The organism is Duganella fentianensis (assembly GCF_009857835.1).
Lineage (GTDB): Bacteria > Pseudomonadota > Gammaproteobacteria > Burkholderiales > Burkholderiaceae_D > Rugamonas > Rugamonas fentianensis.
This window is the reverse complement of the sequence record NZ_WWCL01000003.1, coordinates 535,746-560,317: the sequence shown is the minus strand read 5'-3', so window position 1 is coordinate 560,317 and position 24,572 is coordinate 535,746. Positions and strand designations below refer to the sequence as shown.

The following is a 24,572-nucleotide window of genomic DNA, read 5'->3' as shown; positions in this document are numbered from 1 at the left end:
TAACGGGCGCCACACAGCGCCCGTTTTTACATCCAGCGCTACGATGAATTGGTAGCGCGCATAAAAAAACGGCACCCGAGGGTGCCGTTTTCATGAGGTCGCGAGGATTACGCTTCGCCGTCTTGCGGGCTAACGACTTCGCTGACGTCAGCTTCGCTGCTCGCCATGGCTGCTTTCTCGGCTGCCAGCAGAGCTTGACGCTCTTCGACTTCCCACTGCTCTTTCTCTTTGCGAGCGCGGTGGAAGGCCAGACCGGTACCGCCAGGGATCAGACGACCCACGATGACGTTCTCTTTCAGACCACGCAGACCGTCGCGTTTGCCCATGATGGCAGCTTCGGTCAGCACGCGGGTGGTTTCCTGGAACGATGCGGCCGAGATGAAGGAGTCGGTCGACAGCGATGCTTTGGTAATACCCAGCAGTACGTTTTCGTAGGTTGCTGGCAGCTTGCCATCTTTGGTGACGCGATCATTCTCTTCCAGCAGTTCGGAACGCTCAACCTGCTCGCCGACGATGTAGTCGGTGTCGCCAGCATTAACGATCTGAACACGACGCAGCATCTGACGTACGATCACTTCGATGTGCTTGTCGTTAATCTTCACGCCCTGCAGACGGTACACGTCCTGCACTTCGTCCACGATGTAGCGGGCCAGCGCTTCGATACCCAGCAGACGCAGGATGTCTTGCGGATCAGCCGGGCCGTCCACGATCATCTCGCCCTTGTTCACCACCTGGCCGTCGTGCACCAGCACTTGCTTGTCCTTGGTAATCAGGAACTCGTGCTTGTTGCCGTCCATGTCGGTGATTTCCAGACGCTGCTTACCTTTGGTTTCTTTACCGAAGGCCACAGTACCGGTCACTTCCGCCAGCATGCCCGCATCTTTCGGCGAACGTGCTTCGAACAGTTCGGCTACGCGTGGCAGACCACCGGTAATGTCTCGGGTTTTCTGCGATTCGGTCGGGATACGTGCCAGCACTTCACCCACCGATACTTGCTGACCGTCTTTCACCATGATCAGCGCGCCCACCTGGAAGCCGATCGATACTGCGTGTTCGGTACCGGCGATCTTCACTTCGTGGCCATCGTCGTTCAGCAGTTTTACCTGCGGACGCATGGTCTTGGTCAGCGAACCGCGACGTTTGGCATCGATTACCACCAGCGTCGACAGACCGGTTACTTCGTCCACCTGACGGGCTACGGTGACGCCTTCTTCCACATTCTCGAAACGCACGGTACCGGCGTATTCGGTAATGATAGGACGGGTCAGCGGATCCCAGGTTGCCAGCGCGGTACCGGCTTTGATGACCATGCCGTCTTTGACGATCAGGGTCGCGCCGTATGGTACTTTGTGACGTTCACGTTCACGGCCATGGTCGTCCGTGATCAGCACTTCGCCCGAACGCGAAATGACGATCTGGGCGCCTTTGCCGTTGGTGACGTAACGCATGGTCGAAGTGAAGCGGATAGTACCGTTCGACTTGGCTTCCACCGACGAGGCCACTGCTGCACGCGATGCCGCACCACCGATGTGGAAGGTACGCATGGTCAGCTGGGTACCAGGTTCACCGATCGACTGCGCTGCCACCACACCGACGGCTTCGCCAGCGTTGACCAGCAGACCGCGGCCCAGATCGCGACCGTAGCACTTGGCGCACAGGCCGTAGCGGGTGTCGCAAGTCAGCGGGGTACGGACTTTGACTTCGTCGATGCCCAGACGTTCGATCTCTTCCACCATGTCTTCGTCCAGCAGCGTGCCGGCTTCGTACAGGGTAGCCTGGGTTTCAGGGTTGATCACGTCGGTACCAGCCACGCGGCCCAGAATACGGTCGCGCAGCGCTTCGATGACTTCACCGCCTTCAACCAGTGCCTTCATCACGGTACCGTTGGAGGTGCCGCAATCGTCCTCGATCACCACCAGATCCTGGGTCACGTCGACCAGACGACGGGTCAGGTAACCGGAGTTCGCGGTTTTCAGCGCCGTATCGGCCAGACCTTTACGTGCACCGTGGGTCGAAATGAAGTACTGCAGAACGTTCAGACCTTCGCGGAAGTTCGCGGTAATCGGGGTTTCGATAATCGAACCGTCCGGTTTCGCCATCAGACCACGCATACCGGCCAGCTGACGGATCTGGGCTGCCGAACCACGGGCGCCCGAGTCGGCCATCATGTAAATCGCGTTGAACGATTCCTGCGTCGACTTGGTGCCGTCGCGCTTGATGACGTCTTCTACCTTCAGCTGGTCCATCATGGCCTTGCCGACTTCGTCGGAGGTCTTGCCCCAGATGTCCACTACCTTGTTGTAACGTTCGCCAGCGGTCACCAGACCCGAAGCGTACTGCTGCTCGATCTGTTTGACTTCCGACTCGGCGGTCGAAATCAGGGTGACTTTTTGTGGCGGTACCAGCATGTCGTCCACGCAGATCGAAATACCGGCGCGGGTTGCCAGACGGAAGCCCGACTGCATCAGCTGATCAGCAAATACCACCGTCGCGCGCAGGCCGCACTTACGGAAGGACGTGTTGATCAGTTTCGAAATTTCTTTCTTCTTCAGAGCGCGGTTCAGTACGCTGAACGGCAGGCCCTTAGGCAGAATTTCCGACAGGATGGCGCGACCCACCGTGGTTTCGTAACGGGTCACGGTACGCACGAATTCGCCGGTAGCCGGATCTTTCGGGTTTTCCACGATACGTACGGTAATACGGGTGGTCAGTTCGACCTGCTTGTTGTCGTAGGCACGGATGACTTCCGACACGTCAGGGAACAGCATACCTTCGTTTTTCGCATTGATCGCTTCGCGGGTCGCGTAGTACAGACCCAGCACGATATCCTGCGAAGGAACGATCGATGGTTCGCCGTTCGACGGGAACAGAATGTTGTTCGAAGCCAGCATCAGGGTGCGGGCTTCCATCTGTGCTTCGATCGACAGCGGTACGTGAACTGCCATCTGGTCACCGTCGAAGTCCGCATTGAATGCGGCGCAGACCAGCGGGTGCAGCTGGATCGCTTTACCTTCGATCAGCACAGGCTCGAAGGCCTGAATACCGAGACGGTGCAGCGTAGGTGCACGGTTCAGCATGATCGGATGTTCGCGGATCACGTCTTCCAGAATATCCCACACCACTGGCTCTTGAATCTCTACCAGTTTCTTGGCAGCCTTGATGGTCGTAGCCAGACCCATCAGTTCCAGTTTGTTGAAGATAAATGGTTTGAACAGCTCGAGCGCCATCAGCTTAGGCAGACCGCACTGGTGCAGTTTCAGCTGTGGACCCACCACGATCACGGAACGGCCCGAGTAGTCGACGCGCTTACCCAGCAAGTTCTGACGGAAGCGGCCGCCCTTACCTTTGATCATTTCAGCCAGCGATTTCAGCGGACGCTTGTTGGCGCCGGTCATGGCTTTACCACGACGGCCGTTATCCAGCAGCGAGTCCACTGCTTCTTGCAGCATACGCTTTTCGTTACGCGTGATGATCTCTGGAGCGCGCAGCTCCATCAGACGTTTCAGACGGTTGTTACGGTTGATCACGCGGCGATACAGATCGTTCAGATCCGAGGTCGCGAAACGGCCGCCATCCAGTGGTACCAGTGGGCGCAGTTCCGGTGGCAGCACCGGCAGCACTTCCATGATCATCCACTCAGGCTTGATGCCCGAACGCTGGAATGCTTCCAGCACTTTCAGACGCTTGGCGTATTTCTTGATCTTGGCTTCGGACTTCGATTCCTTCAGTTCCACGCGCAGGGTTTCGGCATCGCGGTGGATGTCGATCGAGCGCAGCAGTTCACGGATACCTTCCGCGCCCATGAAGGCGGTGAAGTCGTCGCCGTACTCTTCGTACTTGGCGGCGTAATCGTCTTCCGACATGATCTGGCACTTCTTCAGCGGGGTCATGCCTGGATCGGTCACAACATATGCTTCGAAGTACAGTACGCGTTCGATATCGCGCAGGGTCATGTCCAGCACCATACCGAGGCGCGATGGCAGCGACTTCAGGAACCAGATGTGGGCGGTAGGCGAAGCCAGTTCGATGTGGCCCATGCGCTCACGACGCACTTTGGCCAGCGTGACTTCAACGCCGCATTTTTCGCAGATCACACCGCGGTGTTTCAGACGCTTGTATTTACCGCACAGGCACTCGTAATCCTTGATCGGGCCAAAGATTTTGGCGCAGAACAGGCCGTCGCGCTCAGGCTTGAAGGTACGGTAGTTGATGGTTTCCGGCTTTTTAACTTCGCCGTAGGACCACGAACGGATTTTTTCAGGCGAAGCGAGACCGATTTTGATCGCGTCAAAGGTCTCGTTCGTCTGTACTTGCTTGAATAGATCGAGCAGGGCTTTCATGTATCACTCCAGGTAGTGATGAATTCTTTAAACTGTCCCGCCGGCGACAGGCCGGCGGGACACGCACTTGTGAACAGGGCTTGCGCCTTAGTTGCGTTCCAGGTCGATATCGATACCCAGGGAACGGATCTCTTTCACCAGCACGTTGAACGATTCCGGCATACCAGCGTCGATCACGTGGTCACCTTTGACCAGGTTTTCGTACACTTTGGTACGGCCGTTCACGTCATCGGACTTCACGGTCAGCATTTCTTGCAGCACGTACGAGGCACCGTAAGCTTCCAGTGCCCACACCTCCATCTCACCGAAGCGCTGGCCACCGAACTGGGCTTTACCGCCCAGTGGCTGCTGCGTTACCAGCGAGTATGGACCGGTCGAACGGGCGTGCATCTTGTCATCGACCAGGTGGTGCAGTTTCAGCATGTGCATCACACCAACGGTAACTTTACGCTCGAACGCTTCACCGGTACGGCCGTCATACATGGTGACCTGATTCTTCGACGGGGTCATGCCCAGCTTGGTTGCGATCTCATCAGGGTAAGCCAGGTCCAGCATGCGGCGGATTTCCGACTCATGCGCACCGTCGAACACCGGCGTCGCGAACGGCACACCTTTTTTCAGGTTGTTGGCCAGCTTCATGATCTCTTCGTCGTCGAACTGGTCCAGATCTTCCGGACGGCCATTCTCGTTGTAGACGGTGGACAGGAACTTGCGCATCTCTTCGACTTTGATCTGCTGTTGCAGCATCTCGCCGATACGGATACCCAGACCTTTAGCAGCCCAGCCCAGGTGGGTCTCGAGAATCTGACCCACGTTCATACGCGAAGGCACACCCAGCGGGTTCAGTACCACGTCGGCTGGCGTACCGTCAGCCATGTATGGCATGTCTTCCACTGGCACGATACGGGAAACCACACCCTTGTTACCGTGACGACCTGCCATCTTGTCGCCCGACTGCAGACGACGTTTCACAGCCAGATACACTTTCACCATCTTCTGCACGCCAGGTTGCAGTTCATCGCCCTGGGTGAGTTTCTTGCGCTTCTCTTCGAAGGCCAGATCGAACTGGTGACGCTTCTCGTTGATCGATTCCTTGATCGCTTCGAGTGCGGTAGCAGCGGTATCATCGGCCGGACGGATGTCGAACCAGTGATATTTGTCCAGATCGTCCAGGTATTCCTTGGTGATCTTGGCGCCTTTGGCCAGCTTCTTCGGACCGCCGTTGACCACTTGACCGATCAGCATTTTTTCCAGACGCTGGAAGGCATCGCCTTCCACAATACGCATCTGGTCGTTCAGGTCCAGACGGAAGCGTTTCAGTTCATCGTCGATGATCTGCTGGGCGCGTTTGTCGCGCACGATGCCTTCGCGGGTGAACACTTGCACGTCGATCACGGTACCGACCATGCCCGAAGGCACGCGCAGCGAGGTGTCTTTCACGTCCGAAGCTTTTTCACCGAAGATGGCGCGCAGCAGTTTTTCTTCCGGCGTCAGCTGGGTTTCACCTTTCGGCGTGACTTTACCGACCAGCGTGTCGCCAGCCTGTACTTCTGCACCGATGTAGACGATACCCGACTCGTCCAGACGAGCCAGCTGGTTTTCCGCCAGATTCGAGATGTCGCGGGTGATTTCTTCCGCGCCCAGCTTGGTGTCACGGGCTACGACGGACAGCTCTTCGATGTGGATCGAAGTGTAGCGGTCGTCTTTGACCACGTTTTCCGAGATCAGGATCGAATCTTCGAAGTTCAGACCATTCCATGGCATGAAGGCCACGGTCATGTTCTGGCCCAGTGCCAGTTCGCCCAGGTCGGTCGATGCGCCGTCGGCGATCACGTCGCCACGGGCCACACGGTCACCACGCTTGACGATAGGACGCTGGTTGATGTTGGTGTTCTGGTTGGAACGGGTGTACTTGATCAGGTTGTAGATGTCCACACCGACTTCGCCAGCTTGCGCTTCGTCGTCGTTAACACGGATCACCACACGGCCTGCATCGATGTAGTCCACGATACCGCCACGGACGGCTTGTACGGTGGTACCCGAGTCGACTGCCACAGTACGTTCGATACCGGTACCGACCAGCGCCTTTTCAGGACGCAAGCAAGGTACAGCCTGACGTTGCATGTTGGCGCCCATCAGTGCACGGTTCGCGTCATCGTGTTCGAGGAACGGAATCAGCGAAGCTGCCACGGAAACGATCTGGCCAGGAGCCACGTCCATGTACTGGATGCGCTCTGGCGATACCAGAATGGTTTCGCCGGCTTCACGTGCCGAGACCAGCTCGTCGCACAGGATGCCGTCATCGTTGATCGAGGCATTCGCCTGCGCGATGATGTAGCGGCCCTCTTCGATCGCCGACAGATAATCGATCTGGTCGGTAATCTTGGAGTCGATCACTTTACGGTACGGGGTTTCCAGGAAGCCGTATTCGTTCAGGCGGGCATACAGTGCCAGCGAGTTGATCAGACCGATGTTCGGACCTTCAGGCGTTTCGATCGGGCACACACGGCCGTAGTGGGTCGGGTGCACGTCGCGTACCTCGAAGCCGGCGCGTTCGCGCGTCAGACCGCCAGGGCCCAGAGCGGAAACACGGCGCTTGTGGGTGATTTCCGACAGCGGGTTGGTCTGGTCCATGAACTGCGACAGCTGCGAGGAGCCGAAGAATTCGCGGATGGCAGCCGAGATCGGTTTCGAGTTGATCAGGTCGTGCGGCATCAGGTTGTCGGCTTCAGCCTGACCCAGACGCTCTTTCACGGCGCGCTCAACGCGTACCAGACCGGCGCGGAACTGGTTCTCGGCCAGTTCGCCCACGCAACGTACACGACGGTTACCCAGGTGATCGATATCGTCCACTTCGCCGCGGCCATTGCGCAGCTCGACGAGGATCTTGATCACGGCCAGCACGTCTTCGTTCGACAGCGTCATGGCGCCCGTCAGTTCATCACGGCCGATACGGCGGTTGAACTTCATGCGGCCCACGGCGGACAGGTCGTAACGGTCGGCGCTGTAGAACAGGCCGTTGAACAGGGCTTCGACGGAATCTTCCGTTGGCGGTTCGCCAGGACGCATCATGCGGTAGATCGCTACGCGCGCTGCCATCTGGTCAGCGGTGTCGTCGATACGCAGGGTTTGCGAGATGTAGGCGCCCTGATCCAGATCGTTGGTGTACAGCGTCTGGATTTCAGTGATGTTGGCTTCGCGCAGGCGGGCCAGTACGTCTTCGGTCAGCTCGTCATTGGCGCTGGCCACCACTTCACCGGTTTCCGGATCCACGATGTTTTTCGCCAGTACACGGCCCAGCAGGTAGTCTTCTGGTACCGAGATGAACTTGATGCCGTTCGATTCGATGTCGCGCACGTGCTTGGCGTTGATACGCTTGTCTTTGAGGACCAGCGTTTTGCCTTCTTTGTTGACGATGTCGAAACGGGCGACTTCGCCACGCAGGCGCTCGGCGACGAATTCCATCTCTGCGCCTTCGGAACGCAGGTTGAAATTATCGAACACGAAGAAGTTGGCCAGAATCTGCTCGTGCGACATGCCGATTGCTTTCAGCAGTATCGTTACAGGCATCTTGCGACGACGGTCGACGCGGAAGAACAGAATGTCTTTCGGATCGAACTCGAAGTCCAGCCACGAACCACGGTAAGGAATGATACGGGCCGAGAACAGCAGTTTGCCGGAGGAGTGGGTCTTGCCGCGGTCGTGTTCGAAGAACACACCAGGCGAGCGATGCAGCTGCGAAACGATGACGCGCTCAGTACCATTGATCACGAACGAACCGGTGCTAGTCATCAGGGGCAGTTCGCCCATGTAGACTTCCTGTTCCTTCATTTCTTTGACGACTGGCTTGGTCGGCGATTCCTTGTCCAGGATCACCAGACGTACCTTGGCGCGCAGCGGCGACGCGAACGTCAGACCACGCAGTTGGCATTCCTTGACGTCAAAGGCAGGATCGCCCAGAACGTACGACAGGAATTCGAGACGCGCAAAGCCATTGTGCGAAACGATAGGGAAAATCGAGGTAAAGGCCGACTGCAGGCCGTCGTTCTTGCGGGTCGACGGTGCTACGTCTTCTTGCAAGAAACTATGGTAGGACTCGAGCTGGGTAGCCAGCAGGAACGGAACGTGGTGAACGTTGGCGCGCTTCGCGAATGATTTGCGAATGCGTTTCTTCTCAGTAAATGAGTAGTGCATGGACACTCCGTGAGTGACAGAAAGGATAAAAAATTCAGGTTTTGCCTGTGTCACCAGTGCCGATAGCCCTAGTTCAACAAGGTGTTCGGCTGCATGTCACACAGACGAAACCTGAAACTTCTACCATTTCCAGCTGATTTCAATAAACTGCGTACCACTGTAGCGCGAAACCGACGCTACAAATACGACGAGGACGACAAAGGAGCCAAAGCCGGATATTCCCCCTTTCGGAAGGATATCCGCAACTTTGGCTCGGTGGGGCCAGTCAGTTTACCGGAGTATGATACTCCGGCGCCCTGCCGGCCGCCGTACAACTTGATTACTTCAGATCGGCCTTGGCGCCAGCTTCTTCCAGCTTTTTCTTAGCGGCTTCAGCGTCAGCTTTCGACAGAGCTTCTTTAACGGTCTTCGGTGCGCCGTCAACCAGATCTTTAGCTTCTTTCAGGCCCAGACCGGTGATTTCGCGAACTGCTTTAATTACGCCAACTTTGTTTGCGCCAACTTCGCTCAGAACCAGGTTGAACTCGGTTTGCTCTTCAGCAGCAGCAGCGCCGCCAGCTGCGCCACCAGCAGCAGGAGCTGCCATAGCTGCGGCCGAAACGCCGAATTTTTCTTCGAAAGCTTTAACCAGTTCGTTCAGGTCCATTACGGACATTTCGCTCACTGCGTTCAGGATGTCGTCTTTGCTAATTGCCATTTGAAACTCCAATAATTTTTTGATTCGTTAATACATCAGATAGCTACTTGAGAAAAAAACCCGGCAGCACTCACACTGAGGCTGCCAGCGCGTAATGAATTACGCTGCTGGGGCTTCTTCTGCTGCAACAGCAGGAGCGCCTTCGGATTTTTTCGCTGCCAGAGCAGCCAGACCACGTGCAAAGCCCGACACCGGAGCCAGCATAACGCCCAACAGCTGCGAAATGAGAACTTCACGGGAAGGAATGCTCGCCAGCGCGACAACAGCAGCTTTATCCAGCTGTTTGCCTGCGTAGTTACCAGCCGTGATAACCAGTTTGTCGTTGGTTTTAGCAAAGTCGGCGACGACTTTAGCTGCTGCAACGGCGTCATCCGAGATCGAGTAGATCAGCGGACCGGTCATGCTGTCGGCCAGAGGAGCGAATTGCGTGCCTTCGACGGAGCGACGAGCGAGGGTGTTTTTCAACACTCGCAGGTACACGCCTTGTGCGCGCGCTTTAGCACGAAGTTGCGTCAAGTGAGCAACCTGGATGCCACGATATTCGGCCACGACGATAGTTTGCGCAGTTGCTACTTTTGCGGAAACTTCGGCGACGACGGCCTTTTTGTCATTCAGATTGAGACCCACGGTCAACCTCCTTAAATGATGGCGGGAAATCCTGCCATCGGTTCGAACAACGGCGTCCGAGGTTTAGGAGTCCTATGGACTACGAAACTTGATCGGGTACACCATCTGCGCTGGGTGAAACTCAATTAACCGGATACCTACCTGATGCATCCAGCCCAGCGGTCTTTGATTGCCTGATGCTGCCCGGAAGCAGCACCAGCCCAAAGAACTGCCCCCTGCCGCACGACGGCGTCAAGAGGACTTAAACTTGTTACTTAGGCTACCAGGCTAGCCTGGTCCAGACGTACGCCTGCGCCCATGGTGGACGACAGCGATACCTTGCGCAGGTATACACCTTTGCTCGATGCTGGTTTAGCTTTGTTCAGTGCGTCGATCAGAGCCAGCAGATTGCTCTTCAGGTCTGCATCGCTGAACGATTTACGGCCGATGGTCGCGTGGATGATACCGGCTTTGTCGGTACGGTACTGTACCTGACCAGCTTTGGCGTTCTTCACAGCGGTTGCCACGTCAGGGGTCACGGTGCCAACTTTCGGGTTAGGCATCAGACCGCGTGGGCCCAGGATCTGACCCAGGGTACCAACGATACGCATGGTGTCTGGCGAAGCGATAACGATATCGAAAGGCATGTCGCCGGCTTTGACGCGCTCGGCCAGATCTTCCATACCAACAACGTCAGCGCCAGCAGCTTTAGCTTGCTCGGCTTTGTCGCCCGAAGCGAACACAGCAACGCGAACGGTTTTGCCGGTGCCAGCTGGCAGCACGACGGAACCACGCACTACCTGGTCCGATTTCTTAGGATCAACACCCAGTTGCACCGACACGTCGATCGATTCGTTGAACTTGGCGGTAGCCAGTTCTTTGATCAGAGCAACGCCGTTGTCGAACGAGTACGATTTGGTGCCATCAACTTTGGCTTTGATAGCTTGAGCGCGTTTGGACAGTTTTGCCATGATTACAGACCTTCCACCGTGATGCCCATCGAACGAGCCGAGCCAGCGATGGTGCGTACAGCAGCATCCATGTCAGCAGCGGTCAGATCTGGGGTTTTCAATTTAGCGATTTCTTCCGCTTGAGCGCGGGTCAGCTTACCGACTTTGTCGGTATGTGGCTTGGCCGAACCTTTGGTAACGCCCGAGTGCTTCTTGATCAGGAAGGTTGCTGGTGGGGTCTTCATCACGAAGGTGAAGGACTTGTCAGCGAACGCGGTGATCACGACAGGAATCGGCATGCCTGGTTCCATACCTTGGGTCTGCGCATTGAAAGCTTTGCAGAATTCCATGATGTTCAGACCGCGCTGACCCAGTGCTGGACCAATCGGTGGGGATGGGTTTGCTTTACCAGCTGGCACTTGCAGCTTGATAAAACCAATGATTTTCTTTGCCATGATGGCTCCTATGCTTTGGAATGAGTAGTAGCGCCCCACCATGCGCATTCAGCAGGGCGGGGCTCCTCTTTTGCCAGATTTGTCAGGTTTTTACACCGTCGCCCGTTCTGGCGAACGGTGCTGCTTATACTTTTTCTACCTGACCGAATTCCAGTTCGACTGGAGTGGCGCGACCGAAAATGGTAACCGAGACACGCACTTTCGATTTCTCGTAGTTGACTTCCTCGACGGCGCCGTTGAAGTCGGTGAACGGGCCGTCCTTGATGCGGACATCTTCGCCCACCTGGAACAGCACTTTCGGCCGTGGTTTCTCGACGCCATCCTGCACCTGCTGCATGATCTTGTCGATTTCGCGCGCCGGAATCGGCGTCGGCTTGTTCGATTTACCGCCGATGAAGCCGGTCACTTTGCTGGTATTTTTCACCAGGTGCCAGGTTTCGTCAGTCATTTCCATCTCTACCAGCACATAGCCAGGGTAGAAACGGCGTTCGGTGACATACTTTTGGCCGTTGCGGACTTCGACCACTTCTTCGGTCGGCACCAGAATCTGGCCAAACTGGTCCTGCATGCCGGCGCGTTCTACACGCTCAGCCAGCGCACGCTGGACGCTTTTTTCCATGCCGGAATACGCATGTACAACATACCAGCGCTTATTGCTTACTGGCGTGCTGATTCGCGCTGCGCCAGCTTCTTGCGCCGAAGCGTCGCCGTTGCCGGAGACGCCCATTGCTTCATCTTGCACATTTTCGCTCATTATTTTCGTATACCCAGAATGACGTCGTACAACAGGAATTCGAGAGTCTTATCCGTGCCCCACAGGAACAACGCCATGACCAGCACGAACACGAACACGATGCCGGTGATCTGGGTCGCTTCGCGACGGCTAGGCCACACAACTTTTTTCGTTTCGCGAACGGATTCTTTAGCGAAATTCAGGAATTCACGGCCAGTCGTCGAGGTCCACAAGATCACAGCCGCAATAGCCAAACCAGCTACAAGCACACCTGCGCGTGCCAGAGCTGGTTTGTCTGCCAGGTAGTAAAACCCGACTACACCTGCGATTGCAGCGACTATCGCCAGTGCAACCTTGATCTTGTCATTCGACGTGCTAACAGTCTGCACGGATTGATTTGACATGTAATTTTACTTTCGGTGCCCTGCACCAGAATTCGGTGGCAGGGACGGAGGGCATCGAACCCCCAACCTTCGGTTTTGGAGACCGACGCTCTGCCAATTGAGCTACGTCCCTACGTAAAACTTTAAAGGATATCGATTATACCACCGGATCGCGTCCGGTGGTAGTCGGCCTATCCTTAGCCGATGATCTTGGCAACCACGCCGGCGCCAACGGTACGGCCACCTTCGCGGATTGCGAAGCGCAGACCTTCTTCCATCGCGATCGGGTTGATCAGCTTAACGGTGATCGACACGTTGTCGCCTGGCATAACCATTTCTTTATCGGCTGGCAGCTCGATCGAACCGGTTACGTCGGTGGTACGGAAGTAGAACTGTGGACGATAGTTGTTGAAGAACGGGGTGTGACGGCCGCCTTCATCTTTCGACAGAACGTAGATCTCGCCGGTGAAGTGGTTGTGTGGCTTGATCGAGCCTGGTTTTGCCAGAACTTGACCACGTTCCACGTCTTCACGCTTGGTGCCGCGCAGCAGCAGACCAACGTTGTCGCCTGCCTGACCTTGATCCAGCAGTTTGCGGAACATTTCCACGCCGGTGCAGGTGGTTTTCACGGTGTCTTTGATACCGACGATTTCGATCTCTTCGCCGACTTTGATGATACCGCGCTCAACACGACCGGTCACTACGGTACCGCGACCCGAGATCGAGAACACGTCTTCTACTGGCATCAGGAAGGCGCCGTCCACTGCGCGCTCTGGCGTAGGGATGTAGCTGTCCAGTGCTTCGGCCAGTTGCATGATAGCCTGTTCGCCCAGCGGACCGGTGTCGCCGTCCAGAGCCATACGTGCCGAACCTTTAACGATAGGCAGGTCGTCGCCTGGGAAGTCGTACTTCGACAGCAGCTCGCGCACTTCCATTTCAACCAGTTCCAGCAGTTCTGCGTCGTCAACCAGATCGCACTTGTTCAGGAACACGATGATGTATGGAACGCCAACCTGACGGGCCAGCAGGATGTGCTCGCGGGTCTGTGGCATTGGGCCGTCAGCTGCGGAGCAAACCAGGATTGCGCCGTCCATCTGGGCAGCACCGGTAATCATGTTTTTGATGTAGTCGGCGTGGCCTGGGCAGTCAACGTGAGCGTAGTGACGGCCAGCGGTTTCGTACTCGACGTGAGCGGTGTTAATGGTAATACCACGTGCTTTCTCTTCTGGAGCAGCATCGATCTGGTCGTATGCTTTAGCTTCGCCGCCGAATTTTTTCGACAGAACAGTAGCGATTGCAGCGGTCAGGGTGGTCTTGCCGTGGTCAACGTGGCCGATGGTGCCGACGTTAACGTGCGGCTTGGTCCGCTCGAATTTCTCTTTTGCCATTTTAGACTCCTAACGATTTGGTGTGATTACCTGGGCTGACGCCCGACTGTCTTGATAATACTGGGTAGTTTCTGTGACGCCAGCCTTCGGCGCCTTGGCCGCTGCAAGTGCAACGACCGGACCTGCGGGATACTGCGAATTCTGGTGCCCTTGACGTGGATTGAACACGTGGCCTCTCCCTTACCAAGGGAGTGCTCTACCACTGAGCTACAAGGGCTTATGGGATACTGCTGCGATGCCGGAGCATCAGACTGCAAACCAACTGGAGCGGGTGAAGGGAATCGAACCCTCGTCGTAAGCTTGGAAGGCTTCTGCTCTACCATTGAGCTACACCCGCGAGGATTTCAATTCAGCTTCTTTTACTGCATCACTCAGTTTTTTTGCAAAAACTTGGTGGAGGGGGCTGGATTCGAACCAGCGTACTCGAAAGAACAGATTTACAGTCTGTCGCCTTTAACCACTCGGCCACCCCTCCGCAATGAGCCGCAGAGTATGAAGCAACTACTTTGACTTGTCAACCCTGTTTTGCGTTCGTTTTTTTATTTACGCCGCACTGTTGTGATCAACTGTCTGCTTCGGGGCGAAATTGTAAACGAGGCTTATGCAAATGTGCAAGTGTTGTTTTTGCGATGAACAATTTACTATACAATCTTTCATCTACCCGAGCCCCGGAGCCCTGCAGTTGAAGCCGCGTCCCCGTCATTGGTACAGCACGATTTTGGCCAATCTGGTCCTGTGGACCTGTTACTTCATTGTTGGCCGGCTGGGCTTGCTACTAGCCCTGCCCCCGGGCTATGCCGCCCCTATCTTCCTGCCGGCCGGTATCGCGCTGGCGGCCGTCGTGGTGGGCGGCATGCGGCTGCTGCCGGCCGTCTGGCTAGGTTCGCTCAGCATCAATCTGGTCTATCCCGCCCTCTCGCCCGAAGGCATCAGTGCCAGCGCCTTGCACGGCGCCAGCGCCGCCGCACTGGGCGCTCTGCTGCAGGCCTGGGCCGGTAGCCAGCTGTTCCGCCGCTACATCGATCCTGCCATCGCTTCCGGCCGCGACGTGGTGCGCTTCATCCTGCTGGCCGGCAGCGTTACCCTGATCAGCAGCACCGTGTCCGTCTGCGGCAAGGCACTGGTGGGCGTGGTCCAGCCCCAGACCGTGCTGGCCGACTGGCTGGCCTGGTGGATGGGCGACACCATCGGCGTCCTGCTGGCCGCACCACTGAGCTGGATCGTGATCGGCCGCCCGCGCGCGCTATGGTCGCGCCGGCGCCTGCTGGTGGGCCTGCCCCTGCTGCTGTCCACTGCGGCCTTCATCGCCATCTATCTGCAGGCTGACCGCTGGGAGAACATCCAGCAGCTGCAGACTTTCCGCCTGAAAGCACAGCAGACGGGCGACCTGCTGCAGGAACAGTTCAGCGAACACGAGCGCTTCATCTATGCCATAGGCAAGGCGCTCAACGATCCCCAGCGCAGCCTCAACAACGAACATTTCGCTTCGCTCGCGCATGGCTATCTGGACCAGCGCCCCGAGCTGCTGTCGATGGCCTGGCTGACACCGATCAAGGATGGCGAACGGGCCGCTTTCGAAGCGTGGGGCCGAAGCCACATTGCGCCGGATTTCGAAGTGCGCCAGCGCGGCGCGCAAGGCCAGCTGGTGCGCGCCGAACGGGCCGAGCACTATGTGGTCTCGACCTATATCGAACCGAAAGAACGGCGCGTCCTGCTGGGTTACGATCTGCTCACCGAGCCGCTGCGCCGGGCCGCCATGGAACGGGCACTGGCTTCGGGCCAGCCCACCGCCACGGCGCCGCTGGCCACCATACAGGGCAGCAATGTGCCGGGCATGCTGCTGCTGCAGACGGCCTACCCCAACACGCAGCATCATGAGCCTATCGGCGCCCTGCTGATCGCCATGCAGTATCAGACGCTGCTGGAGCAGACGCTGAAGCGCTCGGAATTCCCCCACTTCCTGCTGCGCTTCGAAGACGGCGATGACGACGGCCCCAGCCATGTCATCCACGACACCCTGCTGCGCTCCGCCCATGACGGCGACTTCCAGCGCCAGCTGCATTTCGGTGGCCGCATCTACCAGCTCACACTGGCGCCTACCCCGGCCTATCTGTTGCAGCAGCGCGGCTGGCAAAGCTGGACCGTGCTGACCTGCGGCCTGCTGCTGTCCGGCCTGCTGGGCACACTGATGCTGCTGATCAGCGGCGAACGGGCCCGCATCCAGGCCCAGGTGGCAGACAGCACGGCGCGCCTGCGCGAACGCGAAGCGCGCCTGCAGGCTATCCTCAACAAGGCGGCCGACGCCATCCTCACCATCGATAGCGAAGGCGTGCTGATGTCGGCCAATGCCGCAGCGGGCCGGCTGTTCGGCTACAACGCCAGCCATATGACGGCACTGCCCCTGTGCCAGCTGATCCCCATAGGCGTGGGCGAAGCAGCCGGGCTCGATGCGCCGGGCTTGCTGCGCATGATAGCCTGCGGCGTCACCCATGAATACGAACTGACCGGCTGGCGCAGCGACGGCAGCGAGTTCCCGCTGGCGATGTCGGTCAGCGAAGTGGAACTGCCGGACGAGCACCTGTTCGTCACCATCCTGCACGATCTGACGGAACAGCAGATGGCGCAGGAACGCATCCACCATCTGGCCCATCACGACACGCTGACCGGCCTGTCCAACCGGCTGTCGCTGAATCTGCGGCTGGACCAGCTGCTGGCGCAGACGCGCCGCAGCAACGGCCGCTGCGCCCTGCTGTTCATCGATCTCGACCACTTCAAGAAAATCAATGACACCCACGGCCACCAGGTCGGCGACCTGCTGCTGGTAGCCGTGGCCCAGCGCCTGAAGGAGCTGCTGCGCGATGTCGATACCATCGCCCGTCTGGGCGGCGACGAATTCATCGTCGTCACGGCCGGTGATGTGACCCCGGCCGCCACCTCCACCATCGCCGTGCGCATCGTCGAAGCGCTCAACGCGCCCTACCACCTGCATGGCGTCTCCGTACACAGCGGCGCCAGCGTAGGGGTGGCCATGTTCCCCGATGACGGTAACGATGCCAGCACCCTGCTGCGCCATGCCGACACCGCCATGTACGCGGCCAAGGGCCGCGGCCGCGGCAACTTCCAGTTCTTCTCGGCCGAGATGAACCGCGCCACGCACGAACGTCTGATGCTGGAAAACCGCCTGTGGCTGGCGCTCGAGCAGAATGAATTCGAACTGTATCTGCAACCGCAGGTGGATCTGGTCAGCCAGCGCATCATCGGCGCCGAAGCGCTGCTGCGCTGGCACCATCCGGAACTGGGGCTGGTACGGCCGGACCGCTTCATCCCGATCGCGGAAGAATCGACCCTGATCGTCAGTCTGGGCGAGTGGGTCCTGCAGCGCGCCTTTGCCCTGCTGGCCGGCTGGCGCGGTGGCGAACTGGCGCACTTGCGGCTGGCCGTCAACCTGTCGGCGCGCCAGTGCCACAGCCCGGCCCTGCTGCCCTATCTCGACAGCCTGCTGGCCAGCAGCGGCATCGACCCTACCCGGCTGGAACTGGAGATTACCGAATCGGCCGCCATGCAGGATCCGGAACGCAGCCGCGCCCTGCTGGTGGAACTGCGTTCGCGCGGCATCCGCGTGGCCATCGACGATTTCGGCACCGGCTATTCCTCGCTCAGCTATCTGAAGCTGTTCGAGATCGACCGCATCAAGATCGACCGCAGCTTCGTCAAGGATATCGAAACCGATCCGGACGATGCCGTGATCGTGGCGGCCACCATCGGTCTGGCCCATGCACTGGGTCTGGCCGTGGTGGGCGAAGGGGTGGAAACGGCAGCCCAGCGCGACTTCCTGCGCGCCAAACAGTGCGACGAAGGCCAGGGCTATCTGTGGTCGCAGGCCGTGCCGCTGGCCCAGTTCGAAGCCCTGCTGCAGCACAGCTACAGCGACGCCGCCTGAGCAGGCAAAGCCGATAAAAAAAGCCGCTGCACGGGCAGCGGCTCGCTGGCGATCAGGCCACGTCTAATCCGGCGTATGGCCGATATTCGGGTCGCGCTCGATCAGGTCCAGCAGCGCGGCCACCACTTCCGGATCGAACTGCTTGCCGGCGCGTTCGGTGATGTAGCTCATCACCTCGGTATGCGGCCAGGGCTCCTTGTACGGACGCTCGTGCAGCAGCGAATCGAACACATCGACCACGGCCACGATACGGGCCGATATCGGTATGTCCTGCCCCTTGAGCTGATTCGGATAGCCATTGCCGTCGAAGTGCTCGTGGTGGCCGCCTGCAATCTCGGCGCCATAGGTCAGATAGCTGACGCCATCGACCATATTCGCGGCCCGCTCCAGTATCGACTTGCCGACAGCCGCATGGGTCTGCATCTGGCTGCGTTCGTCCGGCGTATGCAGGCCCGGCTTGAGCAGGATGTGATCGGGCGTGGCTACCTTGCCCACATCATGCAGTATGCTGGCCAGGCCTATCATGTCCAGCAGCTGCGGGGTCAGCTGGTCGGCATACACGCCGCGCTCGGCCATGCGCTGGGCCAGCGCCGACGACAGATTCTGCACGCGCCGCACATGGCCGCCCGTGCCGCTATCGCGGAATTCGGCCAGATCGGCCAGTGCCACCACCGTGGCTTCCTGCGCCTTGCGCAGCTGGCCGAACATATAGAGATTGTCGAAGGCTGCCGCAATGCGCTGGCAGAACACTTCCAGCAGGTCGCGCTGGATCTGCGCCAGCGGCCAGGGCGGCGTGACGGAGATCGCCACTTCGCGGTTTTCCTGGGTATGGATGAACAGCACATTGGCCGGGTGATCGAACTGGCTCTTCTTCTCCGCAAAAGCCTTGGCGATGGTAGGCCACAGCGGGTGCTCGTGCGGCATCAGCTCGTGCTCGCTGAGCGGGGTGTAGTTGCCGGTAGCGGCCACCACGGTGGTCATGCCGGTATCGCCCTGCATCAGGCACAGCACACCATCCGCACCCACATCAAGAATCGCACTGACCTGATTCAGCACGCCGGAAGCAAATTCGCGCAGCGAATGGATCTGGTAGAGATTGGTCGCGCCAGCCAGTATCTTGCCCAGCCCGATGCGGCTGCGCTCGAGCATATTCAGGCTTTCGTAGGCGCGCAAGGCCGAGATCACGGTGGTGAACAGCTTCTGCGTGGTCAGCTCGGTCTTGGCCTTGTAGTCGTTGATATCGTATTCGATGATCACGCGCTGCTCGGGCGCCTGGCCGGGCTGGCCCGTGCGCAGCACCACCCGCACGATGCCGTTATGCAGTTCTTCGCGGATGCGGCGCGCCAGCAGCAGGCCGGCGTCATCGGTTTCCATCACCACGTCCAGCAACACCAGCGCGATATCGGGCGTGGTGCGCAGGAATTCGTAGGCTTCCTTGCCGCTATAGGCCGAGAACAGCTCCAGCTCGCGTCCTTTGAAAGAGACATTGCGCAGCGCCAGCCGGGTGACGGCATGGACATCGACATCGTCGTCGACGATCAGCACTCGCCACAGCCGCTGTTCTGGCGATTCCTGTCCGGCGGCGGGCGCTTCGTCCTCATCCTCCTGAATCAGCCAGTTGTCGTCTGCGTTGGAATCGGTCATACACATCTCCAGAGGTGCGTTGTCGTTCTAGCATAAACAGATTCCCCCCCTATGACAACCTTTTTGCAAGGGCGGGCCGACTCTGTTACGCTGCCGTTATGGATAGCCGTGACAGCAGCGTGCGCGCATTGCCGCCGGCCCACAACCGTTCAAGGAACCCCATCATGCAAGAGACAGCAAGCGATATCACGGGCCGCGAATTCCTCGCCTTCACGCTGGGCGCGGAAGAATATGGCATCGATATCCTCAAAGTGCAGGAAATCCGTGGCTATGAAACAGTGACGCGTATCGCCAACGCACCAGCCTTCATCAAAGGCGTGATCAATCTGCGCGGCATCATCATCCCGGTGGTGGACATGCGCATCAAGTTCAATCTGGGCGAACCCGTGTATGACCAGTTCACCGTGGTCATCATCCTCAACATCGGCGGCCGCGTGGTCGGCATGGTGGTCGACTCCGTATCCGACGTGACCACGCTGATGCCGGAGCAGCTGAAACCGGCGCCCGACATGGGCAATGCCTTCAGCCATGAGTACATGATAGGTCTGGGCACCATCGACGAGCGTATGCTGATACTGGTCGATATCGACCGTCTGATGGCGAGCGAGGAAATGGGCTTGTCCGACGTCGAAGCGTAATGCCCCAACAGTCCGGCGCCAGTGCGCCCTGCCTGCGGCAGCCGGACTAGTTGCTGACCGGTGGCGTCAGTGCCGCCGGTGTGGCCGCCGCCGTACGGCTATTTGCGGCACAGCCGCTGCGGTTAACGCCCTGATCGAGATTCTGGTAGCGCACTTCGTATTTGCCGTTGGCCAGCTTATCCACCACCAGCTTGTCATGCGCCTGCACATAGGCATAGCGCACATTCGAGTGCCGCTCGGTATCGTAAATCTTGATGAACACGGCCGACGCATTGGCGCCGTTATCCAGCAGCAGCTGCATATCGTCGCCCTTGTTGGCGACCGGGAAGCCCGTCATATAGCCCGACTGTTCCGGCCACGGTTCGCCATTCGGCGCCACCAGTGACTGCGGCTCGACTTCGCATTCGGGTGCGGCATTCGGCAGCTGCACCTGCGACAGCGCCTGCACCTTGATGGGCGCCGCCTTGCTGCTATTCGCTTCCGGATAATACGGCTGGGCTACAGCCCAGGCATCGCGCATGTCCGCCTTGGGATCGCGCGGTGCAGCACGGGCAGCCGCCCGCGCCGTCCGTTCCGGATTATCGGCCTTGTTCCCCCAGGCCGCCGCCAGTGCGCTCGACAGCAGATGCGGCTCGTTGACCATGGTCACACCGGCCACCCAGCCCAGTACCAGACAGGCGGCCATGCCGCCCCACCAGCGCCAGACGCTGCGGCGGAACGGGCGCGGCGAGTCATCCACCGGCTCCGGGCTCCAGGCCCGCTCGGGCGCATCGTGGCGCGGCTTGTCACCGCCGCGCTGGTCTTCGTTGCGGGTGCTTTCCAGCCACTCGATTTCCCACTCTTCGGCGGCAATCCACTCGTCATGCTCCTTGCGCCGCTGCGGATCGGACAGGGTGTTATACGCCCCGTTCAATATGGCCATGATGCGCGCAGCCTTCTCATCACCCGGATTCTTATCAGGGTGGTATTTCTGACTGAGTGCCTTGTAGGCAGCACGTATGACCTCCTGCGGTGCCATACGGGACACCTTCAGATTGTCATAGTGAGTGTGTATCTTTGCCATCGTTCCAATTATTGTCCGGCTAGCGCGCGTCCTTCATGATAGCCGATCTAGCGTGGTGCAACGCAATGATCTGGCATGGAAAGGCCTTGCAATTCTGGCCACTGTGCTTTTCTGTCTACAGGCGGTGACTGCGGTCCTGCGCCAGCAGCGTTTCCGGCAGGCTCACGGCATGACCAATCAGCAGTACTTTGAACAATTCTCCCATTTCGGCCGGCGACAGCAGCTTCTGCAGCGCCCTTGCCTGCGGCAGATAGCGCAGGCTGTCGGCCGGGTCTGTACGCAACAGCAATTCGCTGGCGCCGGCCGCAAGCAGGAAGCCCGCTTGATTCAGATAGCCTAGTACTTCTGCGCCGGCATCCTGCGCGGCCAGTGCCATGGCAGTGAAATCCACGTGGGCCGTAATATCCTGCAGGCCCGGATAATAGAACGGGTCCGGATGGGCATGGTGGCGGTAGTGGCACATCAGCGTGCCCGTGGCGCGCTGGAAGAAATAGTATTCGTGGCCGGGGAAGCCGTAATCGAACAGCAGGGCCGCGCCGCCCCGTCCGGCCGTCAGCATCTGGCTCAGGGTGGTCATGAAGGCGCAGGCCACGCTGTGCACTTCCGTCACATAACCCACCGGCAGGCTGTCATGTTCGGGGATCTGGCGGGCGATCTGGGCCAGCACGGCCGCACTGGCCGGCACCGGCAGATAGTCGAAGCGGCCATCCTTGACCGTGACCTTGAGCTCCTGCCAGCCTTCCGGATGGCGGATCACCAGTTCTACCGGCATGGCATCGAGTACTTCGTTACCCAGCACCACCCCTTCGAAAGACTCGGGCAGGGCATCGAGCCACTCCACCTGCGGGAAAGCGCGCAGCTTGTCCTGCTGGCGGCCGCGCAGCTCGCCGGACAGTTCGACGATCACATAGCGCTCGATGCTAATACCCAGCACGGCCATCTCGCTCAGCACATCGTAGGCCAGCTGGCCCGTGCCGGCGCCAAATTCGAGGATCTGCGGCGCAGTTTGGGCGATAATAGCGGCTGCCGCATGGGCTAGCGCCGCACCGAACAGGGGCGTGAGCTCGGGCGCAGTTGTAAAATCGCCATCTTTGCCCAGCTTGGCCGAGCCGCCGCTGTAATACCCCAGACCGGGGGCGTACAGCGCCAGCTCCATATAGCGGGCGAAGGAAATAGCACCATCGTGGGCCGCAATCTCGGCGGCGATCTGCTGCTGCAGGGCGTGGGACGCGGCCAGCGCGTCACTGGTAGGGACAGGTAAGGACATAGGCGGCATTGTAACGAATCGGCAGGCCGCGCCGCCATTTTAAGCATCACGACAGCTATGAATCAGCCACAACACAGCGCGCCAGCGGCTACGACCGGCGCATTCGGCGCAGTAGCGCCAGCGCCCGCCCCCGTCGCCCTCGTGACGGGCGCGGGCCGCCGCATCGGCCGCGTGATCGCTCTGGCGCTGGCCCGCGCCGGCTGGGATATTGCCGTGCACTACCGCAGCTCGGCCGGCGAAGCGCACCAGCTGGTCGATGAAATCACTGCGCTGGGCCGGCGTGCCGTGGCGCTGCAGGCCGATCTGGCCGACGAAGCGGCTGTGCGCACGCTGGTGCCGGCCTGCGTGACGGCACTGGGCAGCCTGCGCTGCGTGGTCAACAACGCTTCCCTGTTTGAATATGACAGCGCAGCCGATTTCTCGATCCGCATGCTGGACGCCCATATGCACGCCAATCTGGCCGCCCCCATCCTGCTGGCGCAGGCCCTGCACGGTGTCACTGACGCCGGCCAGCAGGCGGTGGTGATCAACCTGCTGGATCAGAAACTGTACAATCTCAATCCGGATTTCCTGTCCTACACCCTGTCCAAGGCAGCGCTGCACACGGCCACCACCATGCTGGCCCAGCAACTGGCGCCCAAAGTGCGGGTGGTAGGCGTGGCACCCGGCATCACCATGCTATCGGGCGACCAGACCGAAGCCGGTTTTGCCAGCGCCCACCAGCAGACCCCGCTGGGCCGTTCCAGCACGCCGGAAGATATTGCCGACAGCGTGGTCTACGCTGCTTCGGCCCGTGCCCTGACCGGCACAACCCTGCTGGTCGACGGTGGCCAGCACCTGATGCCACTGCCGCGCGATGTGATGTTTCTGGCGCAGTAAGCGCCCGCGCTGACCCGATAATTTAAACGAAAGAAGGTATACCCCATGCTGTCCGCCCTGTACCACCCGCAACTGAGCGACTGCCGTCGCCTGTTCCTGCGCAACTATGAAGTGCTGATCAATATCGGCGTGTACGAATTCGAGAAAAAGGGCGAGCAGCGGCTGCTGATCAATGTGGACCTGTACATCCCGCTGGCCGTCTCCACCCCGACCCACGACCAGCTGGAAGAAGTGGTGGACTACGACTTCATGCGCGACACCATCGCCAAGCTGATGGCACGCGGCCATATCCAGCTGCAGGAAAGCCTGTGCGACGACATCGTCCAGGCCATGCTGGCGCACCCGCATGTGCGCGCCGCCCGCGTTTCCACCATGAAGCCGGATGTATATCCCGACTGCGAAGGCGTGGGTGTGGAAGTCTTCAACATCAAGGAGGGCGTATGAGCGTCGCCAGCATCACGCCGGACAGCAACGTCAGCACCAAGGCCGCGGAAAAGATCGCGCTGGAGAATAACAAGCTGCACAAACGCCTGTGCCGTCTGGTCGGTCAGGCCATCGGCGACTTCAACATGATAGAAGACGGCGATAAAGTGATGGTCTGCCTGTCGGGCGGCAAGGACAGCTACGCCCTGCTCGACATACTGCTCACGCTGCGCGAGCGTGCACCCATCCACTTCGACGTAGTGGCCGTGAATCTGGACCAGAAGCAGCCGGGCTTCCCGGAAGACGTGCTGCCGACCTATCTGACCAGTCTGGGCATCCCCTTCCACATCGAAAATCAGGATACCTACAGCATCGTCAAGCGCCTGATCCCGGAAGGCAAAACCACCTGCTCGCTGTGCTCGCGTCTGCGCCGCGGCATCCTGTACCGCGTGGCCGATGAACTGGGCTGCAACAAGATCGCGCTGGGCCACCACCGCGACGACATCCTCGAAACCTTCTTCCTGAATATGTTCTTCGGCGGGAAGCTGAAAGGCATGCCGGCCAAGCTGGTGTCCGACGATGGCAAGCATATGGTGATCCGCCCCATGGCCTACGTGAAGGAAGAGGACACCGAACGCTACGCGGAAGTGAAGAACTTCCCCATCATCCCGTGCAATCTGTGCGGCTCGCAGGAAAACCTGCAGCGCAAGCATATCAAGGGTATGCTGCGCGAATGGGAGAAGAAGCATCCGGGCCGGGTAGAGAACATCTACTCCTCGCTGTCGACCGTGGTGCCTTCGCACCTGATGGACCGCGATCTGTTCAGCTTCACCGATCTGCAGATCGATGGCGTGGCCAATCCGCTGGGCGATATCGCGTTCGACGAAGATCCGTGCTCGACGCCGAGCACCGTACCGGGCATCATTCCCCTGCAGCGCAACCTGTAAGCGCTTCCTGCTCCCCCGGCATCAG

Annotated in this window: 17 protein-coding genes and 4 tRNA genes; 5 read left to right on the top strand and 16 right to left on the bottom strand. The window is 59.2% G+C overall.

The window, feature by feature from the left end; translation table 11 throughout:
* Positions 1–107: 107 nt before the first annotated feature.
* The 13 genes from rpoC to GTP23_RS15560 form a co-directional block, all read right to left on the bottom strand.
* Positions 108–4,340 (bottom strand): DNA-directed RNA polymerase subunit beta', encoded by a 4,233-nt coding sequence (rpoC, locus tag GTP23_RS15620; protein ID WP_161035992.1) that lies wholly within the window; start codon positions 4,338–4,340, stop codon positions 108–110.
* Between the two features lie 87 nt (positions 4,341–4,427).
* The gene (gene rpoB / locus GTP23_RS15615; protein WP_161035991.1) at positions 4,428–8,534 is read right to left on the bottom strand and encodes a DNA-directed RNA polymerase subunit beta; all 4,107 of its coding nucleotides are present in this window, start codon (positions 8,532–8,534) and stop codon (positions 4,428–4,430) included.
* Between the two features lie 319 nt (positions 8,535–8,853).
* A complete protein-coding gene (gene rplL / locus GTP23_RS15610) occupies positions 8,854–9,231 on the bottom strand; it encodes a 50S ribosomal protein L7/L12 (protein WP_161035990.1) in 378 nt (125 codons plus the stop codon).
* A gap of 99 nt (positions 9,232–9,330) precedes the next feature.
* On the bottom strand, positions 9,331–9,858 hold the full coding sequence (rplJ, locus tag GTP23_RS15605; protein WP_161035989.1) for a 50S ribosomal protein L10: 528 nt from the start codon (positions 9,856–9,858) through the stop codon (positions 9,331–9,333).
* Positions 9,859–10,112: 254 nt separating this feature from the next.
* On the bottom strand, positions 10,113–10,808 hold the full coding sequence (rplA, locus tag GTP23_RS15600) for a 50S ribosomal protein L1 (protein WP_155436698.1): 696 nt from the start codon (positions 10,806–10,808) through the stop codon (positions 10,113–10,115).
* 2 nt (positions 10,809–10,810) lie between these two features.
* A complete protein-coding gene (gene rplK / locus GTP23_RS15595; protein WP_155436699.1) occupies positions 10,811–11,242 on the bottom strand; it encodes a 50S ribosomal protein L11 in 432 nt (143 codons plus the stop codon).
* Positions 11,243–11,366: 124 nt separating this feature from the next.
* Positions 11,367–11,996, bottom strand: a complete 630-nt coding sequence (nusG, locus tag GTP23_RS15590; RefSeq protein WP_155436700.1) for a transcription termination/antitermination protein NusG — start codon at positions 11,994–11,996, stop codon at positions 11,367–11,369.
* Positions 11,996–12,379, bottom strand: a complete 384-nt coding sequence (secE, locus tag GTP23_RS15585; RefSeq protein WP_155436701.1) for a preprotein translocase subunit SecE — start codon at positions 12,377–12,379, stop codon at positions 11,996–11,998. Before secE ends, nusG begins: the two co-directional genes overlap by 1 nt.
* Positions 12,380–12,415: 36 nt before the next feature.
* Positions 12,416–12,491: transfer RNA gene (locus tag GTP23_RS15580), tRNA-Trp, on the bottom strand.
* Positions 12,492–12,555: 64 nt separating this feature from the next.
* Positions 12,556–13,746, bottom strand: coding sequence for an elongation factor Tu (tuf, locus tag GTP23_RS15575; RefSeq protein WP_161035988.1), 1,191 nt, complete (start codon positions 13,744–13,746; stop codon positions 12,556–12,558).
* Positions 13,747–13,888: 142 nt separating this feature from the next.
* Positions 13,889–13,963, bottom strand: a tRNA-Thr gene (locus tag GTP23_RS15570).
* A 46-nt stretch (positions 13,964–14,009) separates the two neighbouring features.
* Positions 14,010–14,083: transfer RNA gene (locus GTP23_RS15565), tRNA-Gly, on the bottom strand.
* Positions 14,084–14,137: 54 nt separating this feature from the next.
* Positions 14,138–14,221: transfer RNA gene (locus tag GTP23_RS15560), tRNA-Tyr, on the bottom strand.
* Positions 14,222–14,464: 243 nt separating this feature from the next.
* Between GTP23_RS15560 and GTP23_RS15555 the strand changes: the two genes are divergently transcribed.
* A complete protein-coding gene (locus tag GTP23_RS15555; RefSeq protein WP_229256116.1) occupies positions 14,465–17,686 on the top strand; it encodes an EAL domain-containing protein in 3,222 nt (1,073 codons plus the stop codon).
* 63 nt (positions 17,687–17,749) lie between these two features.
* Here the strand turns inward: GTP23_RS15555 and GTP23_RS15550 are convergent, their stop codons facing one another.
* Positions 17,750–19,330: a DUF3369 domain-containing protein gene (locus GTP23_RS15550; RefSeq protein ID WP_161035986.1), complete on the bottom strand. Its 1,581-nt coding sequence runs from the start codon at positions 19,328–19,330 to the stop codon at positions 17,750–17,752.
* A gap of 164 nt (positions 19,331–19,494) precedes the next feature.
* Between GTP23_RS15550 and GTP23_RS15545 the strand changes: the two genes are divergently transcribed.
* Positions 19,495–19,968 carry a chemotaxis protein CheW gene (locus tag GTP23_RS15545; protein WP_155435393.1) on the top strand — a complete coding sequence of 158 codons (474 nt, stop codon included), beginning with the start codon at positions 19,495–19,497 and terminating at the stop codon, positions 19,966–19,968.
* A 46-nt stretch (positions 19,969–20,014) separates the two neighbouring features.
* On the opposite strand, the gene GTP23_RS15540 is transcribed toward GTP23_RS15545, so the two are convergent.
* Positions 20,015–21,031: a J domain-containing protein gene (locus tag GTP23_RS15540; protein ID WP_161035985.1), complete on the bottom strand. Its 1,017-nt coding sequence runs from the start codon at positions 21,029–21,031 to the stop codon at positions 20,015–20,017.
* Positions 21,032–21,146: 115 nt separating this feature from the next.
* Entirely contained in the window at positions 21,147–22,298 is a 1,152-nt protein-coding gene (locus tag GTP23_RS15535; RefSeq protein ID WP_161035984.1) for a class I SAM-dependent methyltransferase, read from the bottom strand.
* 57 nt (positions 22,299–22,355) lie between these two features.
* Between GTP23_RS15535 and GTP23_RS15530 the strand changes: the two genes are divergently transcribed.
* Genes GTP23_RS15530 through ttcA form a run of 3 tightly spaced genes read left to right on the top strand, consistent with a single transcriptional unit; the run spans position 22,356 to position 24,547 of the window.
* Positions 22,356–23,177, top strand: a complete 822-nt coding sequence (locus GTP23_RS15530) for an SDR family oxidoreductase (protein WP_161035983.1) — start codon at positions 22,356–22,358, stop codon at positions 23,175–23,177.
* Between the two features lie 45 nt (positions 23,178–23,222).
* The gene (locus GTP23_RS15525; RefSeq protein WP_161035982.1) at positions 23,223–23,621 is read left to right on the top strand and encodes a dihydroneopterin aldolase; all 399 of its coding nucleotides are present in this window, start codon (positions 23,223–23,225) and stop codon (positions 23,619–23,621) included.
* Positions 23,618–24,547: a tRNA 2-thiocytidine(32) synthetase TtcA gene (gene ttcA, locus GTP23_RS15520; RefSeq protein WP_161035981.1), complete on the top strand. Its 930-nt coding sequence runs from the start codon at positions 23,618–23,620 to the stop codon at positions 24,545–24,547. Before GTP23_RS15525 ends, ttcA begins: the two co-directional genes overlap by 4 nt.
* The last annotated feature ends 25 nt before the right edge of the window (positions 24,548–24,572 follow it).